Genomic DNA, 18227 nt, shown 5'->3' with positions numbered 1-18227 from the left:
GAATCGGCCATGTCAGCAAATCGTTTGTCCGTATAATCTGACGCATGACCCATCAGTGATGGGGAAAGCCGCATTAATCGTACATAAAGGTACTCGAGTGTGTTAAGAAATGTAGACACATGATAAATTAGCGGCGCGAATGATATAGCAATGAAATTTAAGAAACATGTGTTTTTTTGTGTTTTTTGGTTGCGCTATTCATTTTTGAGCAAACGATAACCTCCCTTATTGCCTCTAGGGGGGCCGTATCGGCTCGACGATTCAATCTCCTCTTCCAATCTCTGTCGAAAGGTTCCTGTAATGTCGCGTTACGAAACCCGATCCCGTCGTGGGTTCACACTGGTCGAATTGCTAGTTGTGATCGCCATCATCGGTGTCTTGATCGCTCTCCTGCTGCCGGCTGTCCAGCAAGCTCGTGAAGCAGCTCGTCGTATGCAGTGCACCAACAATCTGAAGCAACTCGGATTAGCAATGCACAACTATCACGACACCTTCAAGGCCTTTCCAGCGATCAGCTACGATCATGAAGTCAACGGCGGTGACGAAGGTTCGCATTCGAGCTGGAGCTGGGGCACGCTGCTTCTGCCGTTCATCGAACAAACCACCACCTACGACGCCCTTCAGCCAAGCTCGCCGCAGCGTCTGCACGAAGCGGTCAACAACACCGTGAAGCTGAATGTGCTGAAGAACCCAATCCAAGGTTTTCGTTGCCCTTCCGACACCGGCCCTGACCTGAATACGCACTACCGCATCAACCAGGGCAGCCCCGATCACGAATTGGCTTTGTCCAACTATATCGGTGTCAACTCGGCTGGCGATATCGATCGTAGCTCGACGCACAATGGCATGTTCGTTCCCGGCACCAACGTCCAAGGCAACAGCCGTGTGCGTGTGGCTATGCGTGACGTCACCGACGGTACGAGCAATACCGCGATGATCGGTGAACGTGCCTGGATGTTGATGGGTACGGAACTAGGGGCTGGCGTCATCTACGGTCACAACGGTAACGCCGACGTCGAAAACAACCACGACTTCAATAACGGCTTCATCACCGTTGTCGGTGGTGGAAAGCCTCACATCAACGAAACCGCCACCTGCGGCAGCGGGTGTAACGACAACGATGGTCGCCAAGGTTTCTCCAGCAATCACCCAGGTGGTGCTGAATTCGTCTTTGCGGACGGTTCGGTTCACTTCCTGAGCGAAAACATCAACGACAACATCGGCGGTGCTACCGATAGCACCTACGAAATGCTGTTGAATCGCTTCGACGGCCGAGTGGTTGGCGAATACTAATCGCCGCGCGTTTGATGTTGATTGTCATCTAGCAAATTCAAGACGCCTTGTGTGGCCAACATGAGGCGTCTGTTCTTTGCAACTGCATTCGAGTTTGAGTTTTTAGATAAGAGGTATCTTTCGATATGAACAAATACAGTTGGTTTCTCTCCTGTTTCATTTGTCTGACATCCCTGGTAGCGATTGGCTGCAGCAAGGGAGATATGCCTGAGATTGGCCATGTTTCCGGAACCGTCACCCTCGACGGCAAACCCATGGAAGGCGTTCAGGTCATGTTTGAACCCGTCGATGGAGCCCGCAGTTCGACCGCCATGACCGATGCGGAAGGCAAGTACGTTTTGCAGTACAATGGTAATACCGAAGGAACGAAGACAGGCGAAAACCTCGTTCGTTTGATTTCGGCTCGTGGTGCCACGCGTGACGATAACGGCCGCGTGACCGACCCAGGTAAGAAGGAAGCCTTCCCTCCTGAATACAACTCATCTTCAACCCAAGTCGTGAATGTTGAGGGTGGCGAGAACGTTTTCGATTTCAACGTCACCACGAAGTAACCAGCTTCGCGGCACTTTGGTTCACCATGCAAGACCGGGTATCCTGAGGGGATCACCCGGTTTTTTTGTGGAGTGAGATTGGTGGACGCATTTCAGATCATGCTGGTCGTGATACTCGGCCTGGGCGTCGTTAGTGTGATTATTGGCTTGGCTGTCTTCGCCCAGCTATTTCAAGCCTGGATGCGGGTGAAGCTTGCTGGTGGCCAGGTCACATTGATCCAGATCGTCTCTATGAGGCTTCACGGAGTGCCGATCAACTTGATCGTCGACGCCTATCTGGTGTTGCTTTATCGGGGTACCCCCAAGCCGATGCAGTTGATCGAGAAGTGCTACCTCGCGCATCCCGGTACGATTTCGGATCGTGAAGATTTGATTCGGTGGGTGGAAAACGAGCCAGACAGTGCCGATGTGAAGTGACGTTCCTTCCGGTTCGCCATGACGGTGCGTGATTAATTCGCTAAACTAGGCGAGGTAACACACCACTCTACGACAAACCGTTTCGAAAGGAAGCACCATGAAGTTGACCGATTTCTACAACGAAGTTTCGCGCCACGTCGACACAGACAAGACCGAGATCACGGTCGCCGATACCAAGCGAGTCCTCAGCGAGGCCTTCCTGCTGTTGGCCAAGATGGATGCGACCGAAGCGGTCGACACGATCTCGAAAGGTCTGACCACGGCCAAGAAGAAGCTGGCCAAATAGTTTTAAGATCAAGATAGTAACGCACCCAATCGCCATCGTGGTTATTGGGTGCGGTCAAGTTGCCCGTCGATCGCACGTCTAATCCTGGTTTGCGACGTACGCGTTCAGCCAGGCGAGGACCTTGTCGCCCGATTCCATGGAAAGGGAGTGCCCTTCACCATGGTTGACCAGGCCTTGCCGGATTGGCTCGCCGTACAGTTTGGCGATCTTCTGGCCACTGAGAATCGTTGGCCAGCTTCGTTCGCCGTCGGCACATCCCCTGCCCTCTTCGCCACCGAGAACCAGGAACGGCCGTGGAGCAATCAAAGCGAACAACTCGTGGTGCGAACGCGCGAAGTCTTTCTTATCAACAGCATCGCTCAAATACCAAATCGCATTCCAATTGCTAAAGCCAATCTCGACGCCCCCTTCACTGGCCACGCCCGCACAGACACGATCGTCGAACGCCGTCAGATACAACGTTTCTTTGGCACCAAGCGAATGTCCGTACGCGCCAATCCGCTGAGGATCGACGTTCGGTTGAGCCAGCAGCACGTCGACGGCGCGCATTCCATCGGCCAACATCACGGCCATTCCCTTGCTGCCAGGATGATTCTTCAAAGCTGCTTCGGTTGAACCCTTATACGAGCTACCTTCCCACAGAAAGTTTTCCGGGCAAAGGACGACGAAACCTTCCTTCACCAAACGTAGTCCCATGTGCCGGGCTGGCTCGGCATCGAGGCCGACTAGCTTGTTAAAGGTCCCGGCATTGGTTCCATGAAAAGCTACGATCGCTGGTAGTTTGGCGTTCTTATCACCGAGCGGGGCGAGCAGATAAGCCCGAACCATGCGTCCTGGTTCAGCCTGGTAACGAATGAGCGTACGCGTGCAGTCATCCAGTTCTTCCCGCTTGATCACTTCAAGCTTTAGCGGTAAGTCGGAGTTGGCATACACACCGAGGAACTCTTTCCAGGCGGTCTCGACTTCTGCACGCTGCTGTTGCCACTGTTGGAGTGACTCGACTTCATCAACCGGCGAAGCATGCTGCTGGACGACGTGTTCTGGAACGGTCGTCACATCGGTTAGCCAAGATACTTCGTCCGCAAACGCGTAGGAAGCCGACAGCAAAACGATAACCCAGCTGAACCGACGAGGCATAGATTCTTCTTTCCAGAGCGAAGCGATTACGGTTACTTTTTCTTCTTCTTCGGCGGACCATCGTCCAACGGCCAGAACTCGTTGGGTGTGTGCGACTGAGTCATGATCGCGGCAATTTGGTCGGCGATCTGCGGATACTTGGTAGCCAGGTTCGTTGTTTCACCTGGATCGGTGTCCAGGTCGAACAGTTGCACCGGCGACTTGGTTCCGCGCCGATAACCTTTCCACTTTCTCATTCGCACAGCTTGCTGCGATCCTGGTGGAAACTCCCAGTACATCGCATCATGTCCTTTTTGCTGCTTGCCGAGCAGGGTCGGCACGACCGAGATTCCGTCGAGGTTGGCTGGCGTTTCGGTTCCGGCCAGTTCGCAAAGCGTGGGGAAAACATCACGCATTCCCCACACAAAGTCGCTCACTTCCCCGGCGGGTGTATGCCCTGGCCAGCGTACAGCCATCCCTGCACGAATGCCCCCTTCGTGTAGGTCACGTTTGATTCCTTGGAACGGTCCATTGGAATCAAGCAGTTTGACAAAAGGTGCGTTGGGACCATTATCGGAGGTGTAAAAGACGATTGTATTGTCATCGATTTTTAGTTCCTTCAGCAGATCCATGATCTTAGCCACGGTCATATCGGCCCGCGTGATCATGGCGGCGTAGTTCTTTACCTGCTGCGGCCACGGTTTGTCTTTGTAAAGTGCATAGGCGGGATCATCGGCTGGTATCTCGTACTTACCGTGCGGCAACGTGTAGGGCAGATACAAAAAGAACGGTTTGTCGTGGTTCTCGTTGATAAAGCGAAGGGTGTCTTCCTCGAAGATGTAATGGGCATAACGCTTCCCGGTCTCCATCCGCTCACCATCGTTCCACAGCCAATCGGTGTAGTGATCGTGGGCGTGGACTTGATCGAGGTATCCCAGGAAATGGTCGAAACCTTGCTTCTCAGGCGAGCCCTCGAAGCCAGGATTTCCCAGCCCCCATTTTCCGATGCCGCCGGTGACATAACCTGCTTTCTGCAAGACTTCGGCCACGGTCAGGTCTTCGTCTTTCAGGAAAACGAGCCCGTTTTGATCGGTCTTGTTGCGGTTAGCTTTGGCTTGGTTATCGCGTCGGCGGCAATGCCCAGTATGCAGTCCGGTCATCAGCACGCATCGCGTCGGCGCACAGACGGCCGATCCCGAGTAATGATCGGTGTATCGTGTCCCTTCGCGACACATTTGATCGAACGCTGGCGTTTGAACTTGTGTCGACCCCATCGCGCCGAAGTCGGCATACCCGGCGTCGTCGATCATGATGTAGATGATATTCGGCTTTTTGACGTCAGCTGCGGTGGCGAGTGAAGCGAACACACAGACGAAGGCAAACGCAAAAGCGATTCGAGCAGGCATGGCAGGCTTTCATGGACGGCGGGAAGGATGCCCTCCTAGTTTAGCCGCTACCTATGGCTACTTCCAGAATCGCTTCGTCGATTTGAGATGGAAACAGAAAGCAGGAATTCACAGAATTCTCTGGCGCCTAGGGCGTTGCAGAGATCGCTTCCAGATAGAGCTTGGCATTGGCGACGTCGGTCTTTCGCAGTCGTGGCTCGTACTGGCGAAGTGGCTGGTCACGCGTTTGCCATACGTTATCGATCATGCTGGTCGCCGCCTGACGAGCCAAATCGCGATGCCCCCGCACCCATAAGTTGGGCATCGCCATGCGGAGAGCACTGCTGCGAAAACCTGGATCGTCAAGTTTGGAAATGGCCGCCAACAGGGCCTCCCACTGTGCCCGCGCATCCTGCGGGAAGCCAGCACTTTCATAGAGGAAGGCAAGAGCCTCTCGTTCGGCGATTTCTTGCCACGGATCGGTCGGCATCAATTGACGGCGGAGATCTAAGACCCGTTTCTTTTCGGCGGGAATTTCCAACTGCCACATTATTTGACTTAGCCGTTGTCGTTTCTTGATGTCGGAGTTCTCCGGGAGGACATAGCGACGGAGTTTCTCGTCGAGCGACAATTGCGTTGGAATTGTCAGCTGTGCTGTCTTCAGCTGCCTGCGTTCATGGACCGAAAGAAGGGGCAAGACGTCATTTTCCAGCAGGTGGTCTTGTTCGGACTGGGTCAGCAGTTGGGCGAACAGAACCAGTTCGTGCCGACTCTCGTACCCGCCAGTTGGGGCTTGTCGAACAAGAGCCGTGACGTGCGGGACGTTTTGTTTCAATAGCTCGACCGCTGAGTTGTTTGCCTCGTCGTTGTTGCGGGAAAGCCAAACTCGGGCGATCTGACAAATCGCGGTCATGTGCTCAGGACGTTGCGGCGGAATGGTCTCGGCCCACTCGAAAGCTTGATCGACGTATCCTTCGGCTAGCATCGCTCGGCAGAGGGACAGCCCTTTAAGGATTTCCATTTCTTGGCGTTTGGTCGTGTCGTCTAATTCTGGTACTTGTCGGCGGGCAAGGTAGTCGGCCTCGAATCGATTGATGCATTCTGTCGCCTTGGTTGGCTGGTTCAGAATTAGCCAATAAGCGGCGGTGGTTAGGGCATCAGGACGCGAGGCTTTCGCGGCTGCCGCAATCGCGTCGCGCGCTAAAGCCTCTTCGTTTCGATCCGCCATGTGAAGACCCAACTTAGCCAAGCCAGCGAGCGACTTGTTCGCCAGGCTTTCGGGCGAAGCCTGCTGCACTTCCCCAAGAGAGGTCTGAAGATGCTGCTTCGCTCGCGATAGATCGTCAGCCGCCAAGTAGCCTTCAGCGGTGACCAGATTCGCCTGGATACGCTGAAAAGGATCGGTCTCGCCTCGAATCGCAGATTCAATCACACGATGGCGGGCTTGCCGGGCGGCCATCGATAGCCAGTGCTCGGCAAGCGTATTATTAAACACCAGCGGGCCAGCGAGCGGTAACGCGGTCATCACGTCGGAGTCTGGACTGTGACATGCCAGCATGGTCGTTAGCAATTGCTGCCCAGCTGAAACGGGTGTCACGCAGTAGGTAACCGGGATGGCACTGGCAGGGCCGACGTTTTGGTTGGCGCGAAGGACATCCCAGGCCTCACGTAGCGTTTGCTGGGCCGCTTCCTCTTGTCCCGCGGCGTACTGGCAGTAGGCAATCGTGCTGAAGTTTTGCAGACGACTCGCGCCAGCTTCCGGTGCCGTGATGAACCTCTTCAGTTCGGGGAGCAATTGAGGATCGATCGTGGTTGGCGACATGCTGGCCAGACGGTTACCGACATCGGTGCGGGCCGATTCTTCGTAAGTCGGATTCGCTGGTTGCCCAACGACCGGGGAACGTAGCGGACTTTGTTCGGGAATTGAATACTGTAAGAGCTCTGCCGCTCGCTTAAACGTCGCATCCTGTCCCATGACCGAGGAGTCAGGAAGCAGTATCAGGGCAACCAAGGGAATGAGCATTAAGCGACGAAACATCGGATCCGTTCTCCCGGGAACACGTACGGTTTATCCTTTTCGATCAACCTTCTTCGTTGAGGGCTTCTAATAACAGCTTGGCATTTTCGGCGAAGGTTACGCGTTCGATCGCCTTGAGGTCAGCGACTTCCTGTTCGTGAACTTCCCATAAATCATCGACTAGCCTCTCGGCAGCCGGTCGGGCGAGATCGATATGCCCATAGAGCAGCGCCGTGGTCATAAACCGATCAAGTTGTCTCAGGCGAACTGCAACGTCCGAAATCGCGAGCGTGTCGGTTAGCACCTCTTCAAATTTCGGACGACTCCCCTCGACGTCACCTTGCCGATGTTGACTCTTGGCGTAATCGAGATTCAGGTTGATAATGACGGCTTCGGGAAACGAAGGAAGTCGATTGAGTGTGGCCTGAAGTTTCTGAATCTTCTCCTGATCGTCAGTCTCTAACATTAAGCAGCGTAATGTATAGGCCTGGGAGGATGGCTTCTCTTGCGAAGTGACGTAGCGTTCGATTTGCTCGTCGGCCGAAAGATGGTCGTAGAAGCGACGATTCTCCCACTTGGCACACTGTTGATTGTACGGTGTTAGGTGCGGCATCATGACCTGATCGATCATCTCGAACTCGCCCACTTCGGCCAGGCGTGAGATGTAGTTCCGCACTTCCAACTCCAGGAAGCTGCCCCCCTCCTCTTTCAACTGATCGAGCTTGGCCACGTGCTCGGCGTTGCGCACCAGGATTTCTCGCGCCAGCTGACGCGACGTCTCCGTTTTCGTGGCCAGTAACGCTTTGGCAATCGCTTGGATGCTCGTAAAACGTTCGCTGGCATTTGGTGGGATCCTCTCAGCAAACGTGATCGCTTCCAGGAATTTACCTCCAGCCAAGGACGTTCGAACGAGAGAGTAATTCTTCTCAATTTCACGCTGCTTTTCGACCGAGCGACCCGGATGAAGCATGCTGGCGTACAGCGGCTGGGGACGCTGATTGTAAACTTCCAGCCACTTGTCGGCTTCTGAATCGAATCCCATGACGCGATAGACGTTTGCCAGTTGCAGAGCCATGGAAGCGGGTTCTGGTGCTTGCTCGGCGATGCGAACCATGCGCAAAGCGAGGTCCTTTTCGCCGATGTTGCAGAACAACAAAGCCATGTGTGCGGTCCATTTCGGATACGATTCGGCCAGCTCTTCTTGCGAGAACTGTTTGACTTCGTCCAGGGCATTCTCAATTGCGTCGACCGCTCGGGGATTGTCTTGGGCAGTGAGATATCCACCGGCGACCGCCACCCAAGTCAACGCATGGCGATCGGTTGTGACCTCGCGATCGACTAAGTCATTGATCAACGAGTGCCTACCCTGCGAGGCGGCCATTCTGGCTAACGTTCCGGCAGGATGATTCCAGAGTGGTGGACCGCCGACGGTAATGGCACGCATGATATCGTCGTCGCTGCTGCCGATGGCCAGCATTGCCATGGCGATCTTGTCCCCTTCGCTGTTGCTGACACCGCAAATCGGAGCATCGAGGGAATAGTCGGGCTTCTGCTTCTCGATCGCCAACACGTCGACCGCATCGCGCAGGGCTTTCTCAGCCAGCGTTTGTTCCCCTTCGCGTGCCAGCCAACTGGCCAATTGGCAGAGATGCCAGATTCGACGTTCGCCATCGACTCGATTGTAACTTACCAGCTTACAAATCGGATCGACGATCTTGCGATTGGTAAGCTTGGGCGCTCGCTCATGCAGTTCAACCGCCAGTTGGTAAGGAAGCGATGCATAGCAATTCTTCGACGGTTGCGGCAGCGAGTAGTTGAGGCTCTCGTCTTTTGGGACTTCCGTTTGCAAGAGAATCGCGATCTTCGCCATGCGACCGTTCGGCGCGTCTTCTGCGAAAACGAACTTTGGCATCGCGCTGGAAACGATCAACAAGATTACGCACGAAAAGAACAAACGCATCGATCGATCTCAGTTGGGGCATGATGTATGAGACGTTCACTTGCCGCAACATAGCGAATTGCTACCAAAGGGGGAAGCGATTCGCGCGAATATCTCTCGCATGAAGATCCAGCAGCGCAAGCCGGGAACAAGACGCATGCTGGGCAAAAGAAGGGATCTAGCCGTTTCGCTTGGTGATCACGTCCCCGACGTTCACTGTGCCAGGCTCGACGATCTTGGCATAGATTCCCCGCAAGTGCATCTGTTTGCCGGCCGGCGAATTGACAAACTTTACGGCGTCAGTTCCGAAACGCTCGGCAAACTTCTTGCAGCCGTTGTGAGCGATCGCGGTGATCTCGAGCGTCGCCTCACCGATTTGAAGCTGCGTTCCAGGCGGCAAGTTCGATTCGCTCAGATCCAAGTCGACAAACAGATTGTCGCCAGCCAAAGGCCAACGATCCGATTCGCCGGCGATTAGCTGAATGGCTCGCGAGTTCATCATGGCCACTTGAACATCCGGATGAGGCGAACCATCGGGAAGCGATTTCCAGCAGCCCAAGGCCCAGTTGTCACCATGTACGCCACCTTTGGGACTCAGCTCGCACGAGGCGAGCGATTGTCGTTGGTCGGTCGCGGGACGAATAACGATTGCTTCCAGCGTTCCTGCATTCTGCGGAGACGCTTCGATCGAAGGGATTCCCTCGTTTAACTGATCCATGGTTAAATGTTTCGGCATCAGGTCTCTCTTCTTTCCGGAATGTACGATGGTCAGCGTGAATTTTAGAAGGTGGTGCGCGACGGGGCGATAGGCAGAGGTTGTAAATCAGGCTCGACGAAAGCACGCTTCGCTTCCCAAGTCATCAACCGCTCACGCGAGTAATAATTCAGCAATGCTCGCTTCTGCATGAGCTCGGGATGATGCGCGCTAAATGCCTCGGCGGTTTTGTGAGGACCGGTGCGAAGATTGGCGGCATAAACCAGTCGCACAAATGCCTGGGTGATGGTCTCGTGATACCCGCGATCAATTGCCTCAGGGGTGTTAGTTGCCGCGTTATAAGCTTGAATCTTCGCTCGCATCGAATCGAGGGCCTCATCCCACCTGACTTGCCGACAAATTAAAAAGGCGGCGCGAATGTGTGCGGCATGCGTCCAAGCTTCCGGCGGAAGCGAGCAATCGGTAAACGCGGTGAGAAACTCGTCATCCGTCATCGAACAAAGCCTGAGAAGATGATCGCCCGACAGGTTTCATAGGAAAGACACGGCAAGCTCATGAAAGTTCGAGCAAACGTGAGGAAGAAAACGAACCGAAGTCGAGTCGGAACAAGCGTCGACTCAAGGCAACAAGTGCGGACCGACTTCGCTTTGGTAAGACCGAAGAACCCTCTCTTCGGAAACGTTGGTTCCGCTAATGTAAACGACTTCCAATGATGGAAAGTCTTCCAGCAAAACACAATTTTGATCGGTTAACGAGGTCTTCTTTAGACTCAACGAGTTCAAACTTGGTAGGTTCTTCAGCAATTCAAGCCCTTCCGCCGTGATTGCCGTCTTGTCGAGATGCAACATCCACAACTGATCGAGCTGGGCGATCTCGTTCATGCCTTGATCGGTAATCGGGCAACCTACCAACATCAGTACGTTAAGCGATCGAATCTGAGAAAGGTCTGCCAGTCCTTGGTCGGTGACCTGGGTGCCGGCTAACTCAAGCTGAACGAGACGTGGCAATTCGCTTAGGCAGTGTATGCCGGCATCGCTAACTTGTGTGTTGTTCAAGCGAAGATGTGTCAGATACGCCAGCTTGCCGATGTCAGCCAGATCAGCGTCAGTTACCGAGGTTCCGCTCAGGTCGATCGCACCGATGTACGATCGGCCTTGCCCGCCTCGTCCTTCCAGGGTGCCGCCCCAGGTAACACTGCCACCAAGCTCGGCGACGCGATCGGCCAGTTTCCGCTCGTGGGCCAATTGACGAATCGGTTCACGCAGCAGTCCGAAGAGGATGCCTGCGATGGCGATCATCAACAGCAGTAGCAAGAGCGAGAATTGCTTGAAGTGCGGTCTGGGCATGTGGGGCACGATGGTTAGGGGATGAGAAGCTTGCTGCGAATGCGTACTTGTGCCTTGACTAATGTTCGTTCAAGTTCAGTCCCGCTTCATGGTCCAGGCAATCCCTTCTTCCAGGCTCATCTCCGCATAGATCCTACCCAACTCCCGTTGACCTCTGCCCAAGGCAATACAGGACACGGCGAAACGTGTCGTTAAGTCGTCCCACTGGGTTTGGGGATGATTGGCCAAAATTTGGGGCAACGCATGGATCGCTTGGAAGTAGTCATGCTTCACCGCCACGGGCATCGCTGGACCCGACGGCCGAGCTAGATCGATTGCGGAGATCAACGCCAACGCATTCCAGTCGATGGTTACCGATCGGCGGATGTATTCGATGAGATAAGGAACGGCCGGGTACGAAACCTCGCCAACCGTGTCTTGGTAAATCAAGTAGTTCCAACATAGGTCCCACACCCCTTCCGTAACTTCGCCGTTGAGAAGCTCGTCGAGCAACATGCGGCAGTCGAACTGGCCACCCATCGCGTCGGTGAGGCCATCCCAAGAGGGATCGTTGAGGGGTAACACGTATTGGTATTGAACTCCATTGGGTATTGGGTACCGTCCATTTGCCCCCCATCGTAACGCTTCTTCCGAGCAAACGCGAACATTCGTTTCCCCTTCCTGAAAGGTATCTGAATGCTTGGCTGGAAAACTTAACCTGATTTCCGGGAACCAACCGCATTGATTTCGTTGTCCAGGTGCCTGATTTCATTTACTTTGAAATAGACCGAACCACGGTTTTCTCTCGTTAGCTTCCCTCCCGCCTAAAGGTCACGATCGTGCCGATTCATCTTTCTTCTGTCAGTCGTCGTCAGTTTTTGGCTAGCTCGGCCGCCGCGTTGGCCAGTGTTTCCGTTCTGCGTGTTGGTTTTGCTGCGGAAGGCTCCACCACGACCACGCTAGCCCTGGTATCGGATACCCACGTCCCGAAAACTACCGATACGACGGCCCGGGGCGTGAACATGACCGATAATTTGAACAGCGTCGTTCGCGAGATTAATTCGCTGGAAACGAAGCCCGCTGCGGTGCTCTTTAATGGCGACTGTGCTTACCTCAAGGGCTTGCCGGAGGACTACGCCAACTTCGCCACATGCGTTCAGCCGCTGATCGATGCCGGTCAACAGTTGCACATGACGATGGGCAATCACGACAACATTCCGAATTTCTACAATGCTTTGAAAGAACAACGTCCTGAAAAGCCGCTGGTCGCGTCGAAGCACGTTACCGTGTTGGAAACACCGCACGCGAACCTGCTCCTGCTCGACTCACTGATGAAGACCGACATCGTTACCGGCGAGTTGGGCGAAGCGCAGCTGAAGTGGTTGGCCGAGGCACTGGATGCCCGAGCCGACAAACCGGCGATCGTGATGGCACATCACACGCTACACATGGAACCCATTCAAGTCGGCAAAACCATCGGCGGAATTGCCGATACGGCTGAATTTCTGAAGGTGCTGCACGCCCGACCGCAGGTCAAAGCGTACGTCTTCGGACACTCCCACGTCTGGGCGCATACCAAGGATGGCGAGCTCGACCTAATCAACCTTCCGGCAGCCGCTTACGTCTTCGACGAAGCCCAACCCAACGGTTGGACCCTGGCCCGGTTAAGTGATTCCGGTATCGAGTTTGAGCTACAAGCGCACGACAAGTCCCACAAGCATCACAAACAGGTCTTCGCCGTCAATTGGTAACACACTGCACCGCTGTTTTGGACCATGGGATGCCACTTCCTGACGTAGGCGTGGCTCCCATTGGGCTCAGCTGGCAAATGCCAATAAGGACGTTTCTCGACGTGGTGGGCTTCTCGATTTGTCACGACGCGGTCGCTGGTATCGGACTCTCTTCTATACCGCTTCCATGGCGAATGTCACCTTTTTCGGCTGGCGGTCGGCCTCGCTGGTCTGCAGGTAGGTCGTCCATTCCTCTAACGCTTTAAGAAAGCCTTCCAGGCTGAGCGTTTGGAGGTACTGTTCGTCGTAACGAGAGTAGATTTTGGCCTTGTCGCTTTGCAATTCGACGGCCCAGGTTTCCGAGTGCCAATCGGACGAAGCCACTTCACCAGCGGCCACCGATTGAGCTCGTTTGATTCCGTCACGTAAGCGCGGAATCGTTTCGGATGCGCACAGGCCTCCGTTGTCCATCAGAACACAATCCAACAGGCTAACGCCGTGTCGATTGACGAAGTTGGAGTTGCACACCGGGGTGTAGCCAACTGGTTCAGACTTCCACGAAAAACTGCACTCGATATTCATCTTGTCACCAATGCAACAGCAAAAGGGGAAAACGAAACTCGATGAGGTGTGAATCGTCGCTACTATTCTTTAGTACTTCAGACCGATTTGGGAATGGCAAGTTCACAATTATTTCGGCACATTGTCCTTACTTTACGCTGATTTAGTAATTCGAATAGTGACCAGAAGATTATCACCTTTAAAAATTCATTAAGCTTGCATGAGAGTAACTTGAATGCAGCGTTGGCTTTCCGCTTGATGTCAAACGAAAGCAAACGGAAAGCGTCCACGTAAATAAGTTTGCGCCCGGAATATTTTGCCTAACAACGGATAACCGCCGTTGCGCTATTGCGGCTCGTTCGCGGGCATCTCGCCGTTCGGTTTGTCACTTTTGGGGTGTCAGATCGACGATACGGATATTGGCGGGCAATGCCAATTCGAGTGTCCCATTGACTGGGGGCGGCAACAAGGTGACCTTATTGACGGTCAGCTTCGAGCTATGACTTGGCGAAGCGGCATTGAGATTCTTGAGGTTGGCGGTACCCTTATCGAAACAGCGCCAGGTCACGGAAGAGACGACGTAAGCGTCGCGAGATTCAACTCGTTCGTATTGCATTTGAGGATGACGCAATACGGAACCATCGTCGTGAAAAAGAACGGACTCCCCTGGCAACTTCGTCTGACGATCGAACCTAATTAAGAGACGGTTGAAACCATTATCGATCACTAGCTGTGGCTGATCGTCTCCGTCCGAATCACCTTGCATCCGGAACTTGCCTGAATCGGCCGCAATGAGAAAAGGCTTTCCGAGCTCTGGCATAAACATCTCTCGTGGGTCCAGCGGGAGCATGCCAGGCATTTGGTCGATGCGTCGGATCGTCAGCGAGTTCTTCGCTGGTTTATAGTCGTGCCAACGGGAACCATCAAACAGTCGCTGGCGAGTGGTCTCTGAATTAGTGTGAATCAGTTGATCGAGAAAGAGCGTTAAGCTTAGTTTCTACTCAGTTCGTGGCGACCGCGTCCATTCAACGCTCCCTCCGCCAGGTAGCTCATGGATTTCGGAAATCTCTTCCGTAACGGTATGATCTCGCAAAACTTGGGTGACCACGAGTTCCACGGACCCCAACTTGACGAAATTCACCTGCCAAGCGGCCAGGATTGCTTCGCGACTTTCCTCTTCCGCTGCTGCGACGGCCGAAAGAATCAGCAAGACGAACAGGGGTAACGTGAACTTCAATAGCCCGTGAAAGGGTTTCGCAATCAGGCAAAGGGATCGACTCATCGTGCAAACGTTCCCTGATTAAACGGTGAGTTGATTCGACCGGCGGGGTCCCCTGCCCGCCCCGCGATTATTTCAAATCCAAGGAGACGTCGTCGTCGCGGAAGTCCCCTTGGTTGGGAACCATGTTCGCACCCCATGAGATCAGCCGCACGCCACCTTCAGGCGATTTTTCGTAGGCGAACTCTTTGCCAGAGTGGGTGTCGACCGGCAGCGAGGGAAGGAATTCCGGAACAAGCTGTGCCAGCTTGTCCGGGTATGCGCCATGCTTTTGTTTGTAGGCGACCAAGGCCAGACCAATGATTGTGAAGTCGCGGCGAACGCTCCCGCGATGCTCGGTATGAACTCGCTGCCAAGCATTGGCGCGGAGGGCCATCGCAACCGATTCACCGAACCAGCGACTCGCGCCTTCACGATCTTTGGCGATCGCCTCGACAAGCGTCGTTTCGTCGTCTTCCAAGTCATCGAGCCACATGTCGGCTGATTCATCCAACTCGACGATCGCTTGCATTTGCTTTTCACGATCGTCGATCGAAAGAACGGCAACCGTCTTGTCTTGGATCTCATTGGCTCGTTGGATGGCCAGGTCCCAGTTGACGTTCGCCTTGCGCAGCTTGGCGACTTCGTCTTTGTGTTCCACCATGTCCCAATCGAAGAACGACGCCAACGCTAAGTCAGAATCGCGTAGCATCTCGACTTCTTGCTGAATTACAAAACGTTCGCCAACGTCGGCGGCGATCTTCGCGGCAGGCATCGGCGGTAATTTTCTCAGAGCGGCCAGGTAAGCTTGGGCCTGTTCGGTCGACAACAGCCCACTTTGCAGCATCGCCTGCTCGGCGGCGAACCCGTGAGCATCGACCCAATGCGCTTTGGCCCCTGAAACATCCAGCGGCGAGCCTACCGCGATCAGGCGAGCCAGTTTGTGAATGGCCAGCAGGTCGGTCGTCGCCCCCGTAAAGTCTCCTTCGGCCAGCTTATTCATGCCTCGCAGACCAAGGCATTTGGCCAGGTAGGGCAGACGGTATTCAACCGCAAACGAGGCACTCATCAAGCTGGGCGGATTCGCGACCGAAAGAATCGGCGCGTAGTAAGCTGGCAAGTCGGCGATGGCAACCAATCGATCGAGCTGTGTTTGGTTGGCGGCCAGATATTCAGCCAACAGTGGATAATCGGTCGTCTTCCACGCTTTGGCGTCCGCCTCGGTGAATTCGATATTGAAAGTTTGCGACAATGATTCCATCTGTTTCTCGTCGCCACCGGCTTTCGACTGGAGGAACGGCTCGGAGTAAATCATTTTCGGTGCGGCGGGATCGAGTGTTTCAATTCCTAACATCTTCAATGAAGCAGCTCGCACTGGTTCCACCAGCACCTCGTCGCCAAACAACTGGACCAAGTGCACGACCGCGTTTTCGGCAGGATCGATATCTTGGCTCATCCGAGCATTCAGTTCGCGCGTTGCCCCGGTGACCGCCGCGGGAATCTGCGGCGTGACTATTTTGGTTCCGGCCGACAACTTGGCTTCTGCCGCCATAACGGACGAACCCAGGCCGTGGTAACCGAGCAAAGCGATAACGAGACCGAGCGAAGCGAACAACAAGCGATGTGGCAAATTCATAGAGCTGCGACCAACAGAGAGGAACATGGTTCGACGCGACCCGGCACGCGAATCGAGCGGATTGCCACGTCGAACTATGCTCGATGATAGTCGACAAACCACACGGGAGGCTACGGTTTGGTGGCTTGCGGCGATCGTCAAACACACAATCAATTGTCAATTTGCTGGAAATAATCCTTACGCTTACCTCCCACTCGTAAGAATCTTACCTAGCTGGAAATTCCTTGTCGCCACAGCTCGAATATTGTCCGTTGCCTTTCAGGCGACTCGAAGGTGTTCCTCAGCCACAGCCCGAAATCGATGTCCTCTTCCCCTTCTGAATAGAAAGGAGTTGCTGCCGGTGGACTAACTTCGTAGTCGATGTCGATCGTGATTTGTGGCATTCGCATCGAAAGCCGCCGCAATTGTCCGTCGACGACATGCGAGATTGGAAACGGCGAAGTTATCGGGCACCAAGCATTATTCCACCACAGTAGCAAGCCGTCCCGGCCTGCGAGTAAGCCGATCAGGTGTTCGCCAAGTTCGTCGTACATCCCGAGGGGCTTGGTGACAGGTGAGTTGTCATCAACGAGGCTGACAGGCACCTCGATCGCCTTCCGGTCCGAAAACCAGCGATAGTTGCAAAGTAGGATTCGCATGGTTCGCTTCTTCGCTGAATATTCCGATGGAGCTAATCCGAAGGCGCGGACAATGGTTCCAGGTCGTGCATGCTACCCGGGTTGCCGTCGGCAAGATCCGCGAGCGAATACTTAAAGACGATTCCTCGCCGGGAATAGATTAGATTTCCGCGATAATCCCAGCACGCGGAATCAACCTCTTCGTCCAGCAATGCTTCATGCCCTTCCAGGGAAAACTGAAAGGTATAGCCATGTTCCAGGTAGCCAAGATAGCGGGCAAACAGGCGTGGGTGCTTTGGGGTCGGTTGATGAACCCAGCCGTCGTCTCCCTCGCAGGCCACGGTGAACTTACTGGCTTCCGGGATATCGCGATACGTTCCGTAGTGGTCGCCAAGGCGTCGCCAACCGTCGCGCTGCCACTTGGCGTAAAGAACACTCAGGTCTTCGCCGCCATGTTCGGGCTGCAACTGGTTTAGTATGAATGGTACCCGTCCCTGCTCGGGCTCCCATCCGTTGAGCGACAACCGGTAGGCATCTTGCCAGACGCCGCCACCAAACCACGAACCCATGTTGCTTCCCTCGGCCTTGGTTCGAAGGTATGGAAGCCGGCAGATGCCATTCCAGGTCTGACCGGCATCCCCCATCGCCAGATAAACCATCCAGTCGCCATCGAACGATACGTCGCATCGCTTGGAATATAACTTGCCGTGAAACCACGAGCCATGTTCCAGCGTGTCGCGAATTGTATTCCAGCGAATCACATGAAAACACTTCGATGGCTTGCGGCGCAAGATCACCACAATCGGTGCCCCTTTCGCTGGAAGCAGGTGAATTCGAGCTGGAACGTGAGGAAGCATGACGCTATGAGAAAGCCGTGTCGGTCGTCCTGGGGCAAGTCTAGTCTGTTTGCGGGCTTTCTCCCAGGACAATTGTTGACACACATAGGTTCGGGCTATACGATGCCTTAGTGCACTAGTTCACTAGGTCAGGCCGAGGATTTCTGATGCAGATCGATCCCAAAAGTCACACGCCTATCTTTCGGCAGATTGCCGATCAAATTCGCGGCCGCATCCGCAGCGGCGTGCATCGCCCGGGCGAGTCGCTGCCTTCCCTACGGCAACTCGCCTTGGATATTAAGGTGAATCCCAACACGATTCAGCGGGCGTACGAACTGCTGGAACGGGAAGGGATGATCGAATCGCGCCGTGGTGTCGGTATCTTTGTGGCCGAAGAGAACGCCGCCCCACGAAGCATCGCCGAGCAGCAGATCCAACAGCGTCTGGCGAAACTCGTCGATTCGGCGGCGGCTAAGGGCATCAATATCGAGCGGCTGCGAACGTTGTTTGAAGATACGCTCCAAACGCGCGTTCAGGATACCTAA

General features: G+C 54.5%; 20 protein-coding genes. 6 read left to right on the top strand and 14 right to left on the bottom strand.

The features are described from left to right. Positions 1-300: 300 nt before the first annotated feature. The 4 genes from C5Y83_RS12645 to C5Y83_RS12630 all read left to right on the top strand — a co-directional run bounded on the left by C5Y83_RS12645 (position 301) and on the right by C5Y83_RS12630 (position 2547). On the top strand, positions 301-1293 hold the full coding sequence (locus tag C5Y83_RS12645; RefSeq protein WP_105330103.1) for a DUF1559 domain-containing protein: 993 nt from the start codon (positions 301-303) through the stop codon (positions 1291-1293). Positions 1294-1418: 125 nt separating this feature from the next. After that, positions 1419-1844 carry a carboxypeptidase-like regulatory domain-containing protein gene (locus C5Y83_RS12640; protein ID WP_146117760.1) on the top strand — a complete coding sequence of 142 codons (426 nt, stop codon included), beginning with the start codon at positions 1419-1421 and terminating at the stop codon, positions 1842-1844. An 81-nt stretch (positions 1845-1925) separates the two neighbouring features. After that, on the top strand, positions 1926-2261 hold the full coding sequence (locus C5Y83_RS12635; protein ID WP_105330101.1) for a hypothetical protein: 336 nt from the start codon (positions 1926-1928) through the stop codon (positions 2259-2261). A 97-nt stretch (positions 2262-2358) separates the two neighbouring features. Next, a complete protein-coding gene (locus tag C5Y83_RS12630) occupies positions 2359-2547 on the top strand; it encodes a hypothetical protein (RefSeq protein ID WP_105330100.1) in 189 nt (62 codons plus the stop codon). A 78-nt stretch (positions 2548-2625) separates the two neighbouring features. On the opposite strand, the gene C5Y83_RS12625 is transcribed toward C5Y83_RS12630, so the two are convergent. From C5Y83_RS12625 to C5Y83_RS12590, 8 genes are all read right to left on the bottom strand, one after another. After that, complete coding sequence (locus C5Y83_RS12625; protein ID WP_105330099.1) at positions 2626-3684, bottom strand: alpha/beta hydrolase family protein; 1059 nt, start codon at positions 3682-3684, stop codon at positions 2626-2628. Positions 3685-3716: 32 nt separating this feature from the next. Further along, complete coding sequence (locus C5Y83_RS12620; RefSeq protein WP_105330098.1) at positions 3717-5069, bottom strand: arylsulfatase; 1353 nt, start codon at positions 5067-5069, stop codon at positions 3717-3719. Positions 5070-5196: 127 nt separating this feature from the next. Further along, on the bottom strand, positions 5197-7086 hold the full coding sequence (locus C5Y83_RS12615; RefSeq protein WP_105330097.1) for a hypothetical protein: 1890 nt from the start codon (positions 7084-7086) through the stop codon (positions 5197-5199). A 43-nt stretch (positions 7087-7129) separates the two neighbouring features. After that, complete coding sequence (locus C5Y83_RS12610) at positions 7130-9025, bottom strand: hypothetical protein (RefSeq protein WP_105330096.1); 1896 nt, start codon at positions 9023-9025, stop codon at positions 7130-7132. Between the two features lie 157 nt (positions 9026-9182). After that, on the bottom strand, positions 9183-9740 hold the full coding sequence (locus C5Y83_RS12605; protein WP_105330095.1) for an MOSC domain-containing protein: 558 nt from the start codon (positions 9738-9740) through the stop codon (positions 9183-9185). A gap of 44 nt (positions 9741-9784) precedes the next feature. Continuing rightward, on the bottom strand, positions 9785-10213 hold the full coding sequence (locus tag C5Y83_RS12600; protein WP_105330094.1) for a hypothetical protein: 429 nt from the start codon (positions 10211-10213) through the stop codon (positions 9785-9787). Positions 10214-10336: 123 nt separating this feature from the next. After that, the gene (locus C5Y83_RS12595) at positions 10337-11065 is read right to left on the bottom strand and encodes a leucine-rich repeat domain-containing protein (protein WP_105330093.1); all 729 of its coding nucleotides are present in this window, start codon (positions 11063-11065) and stop codon (positions 10337-10339) included. Positions 11066-11140: 75 nt separating this feature from the next. Next, positions 11141-11629 (bottom strand): hypothetical protein, encoded by a 489-nt coding sequence (locus C5Y83_RS12590; protein WP_105330092.1) that lies wholly within the window; start codon positions 11627-11629, stop codon positions 11141-11143. 254 nt (positions 11630-11883) lie between these two features. Between C5Y83_RS12590 and C5Y83_RS12585 the strand changes: the two genes are divergently transcribed. Next, on the top strand, positions 11884-12795 hold the full coding sequence (locus tag C5Y83_RS12585; RefSeq protein ID WP_158262341.1) for a metallophosphoesterase family protein: 912 nt from the start codon (positions 11884-11886) through the stop codon (positions 12793-12795). A 153-nt stretch (positions 12796-12948) separates the two neighbouring features. On the opposite strand, the gene C5Y83_RS12580 is transcribed toward C5Y83_RS12585, so the two are convergent. The 6 genes from C5Y83_RS12580 to C5Y83_RS12555 form a co-directional block, all read right to left on the bottom strand. Continuing rightward, complete coding sequence (locus C5Y83_RS12580) at positions 12949-13356, bottom strand: hypothetical protein (RefSeq protein WP_105330090.1); 408 nt, start codon at positions 13354-13356, stop codon at positions 12949-12951. A gap of 364 nt (positions 13357-13720) precedes the next feature. Continuing rightward, complete coding sequence (locus C5Y83_RS12575) at positions 13721-14194, bottom strand: hypothetical protein (protein ID WP_146117759.1); 474 nt, start codon at positions 14192-14194, stop codon at positions 13721-13723. A gap of 138 nt (positions 14195-14332) precedes the next feature. Beyond that, positions 14333-14617 carry a hypothetical protein gene (locus tag C5Y83_RS12570; protein WP_105330088.1) on the bottom strand — a complete coding sequence of 95 codons (285 nt, stop codon included), beginning with the start codon at positions 14615-14617 and terminating at the stop codon, positions 14333-14335. 67 nt (positions 14618-14684) lie between these two features. After that, positions 14685-16229 carry a hypothetical protein gene (locus C5Y83_RS12565; RefSeq protein ID WP_105330087.1) on the bottom strand — a complete coding sequence of 515 codons (1545 nt, stop codon included), beginning with the start codon at positions 16227-16229 and terminating at the stop codon, positions 14685-14687. Between the two features lie 209 nt (positions 16230-16438). Continuing rightward, positions 16439-16867 carry a hypothetical protein gene (locus tag C5Y83_RS12560; protein ID WP_105330086.1) on the bottom strand — a complete coding sequence of 143 codons (429 nt, stop codon included), beginning with the start codon at positions 16865-16867 and terminating at the stop codon, positions 16439-16441. Between the two features lie 32 nt (positions 16868-16899). Then, entirely contained in the window at positions 16900-17703 is an 804-nt protein-coding gene (locus C5Y83_RS12555; RefSeq protein WP_105330085.1) for a hypothetical protein, read from the bottom strand. 146 nt (positions 17704-17849) lie between these two features. On the opposite strand from C5Y83_RS12555, the gene C5Y83_RS12550 reads away from it, so the two are divergent. Beyond that, complete coding sequence (locus tag C5Y83_RS12550) at positions 17850-18227, top strand: GntR family transcriptional regulator (protein ID WP_105330084.1); 378 nt, start codon at positions 17850-17852, stop codon at positions 18225-18227.

Source organism: Blastopirellula marina (assembly GCF_002967765.1).
Classification (GTDB): Bacteria; Planctomycetota; Planctomycetia; order Pirellulales; family Pirellulaceae; genus Bremerella; species Bremerella marina_A.
This window is presented reverse-complemented; position numbering and strand designations above follow the sequence as displayed.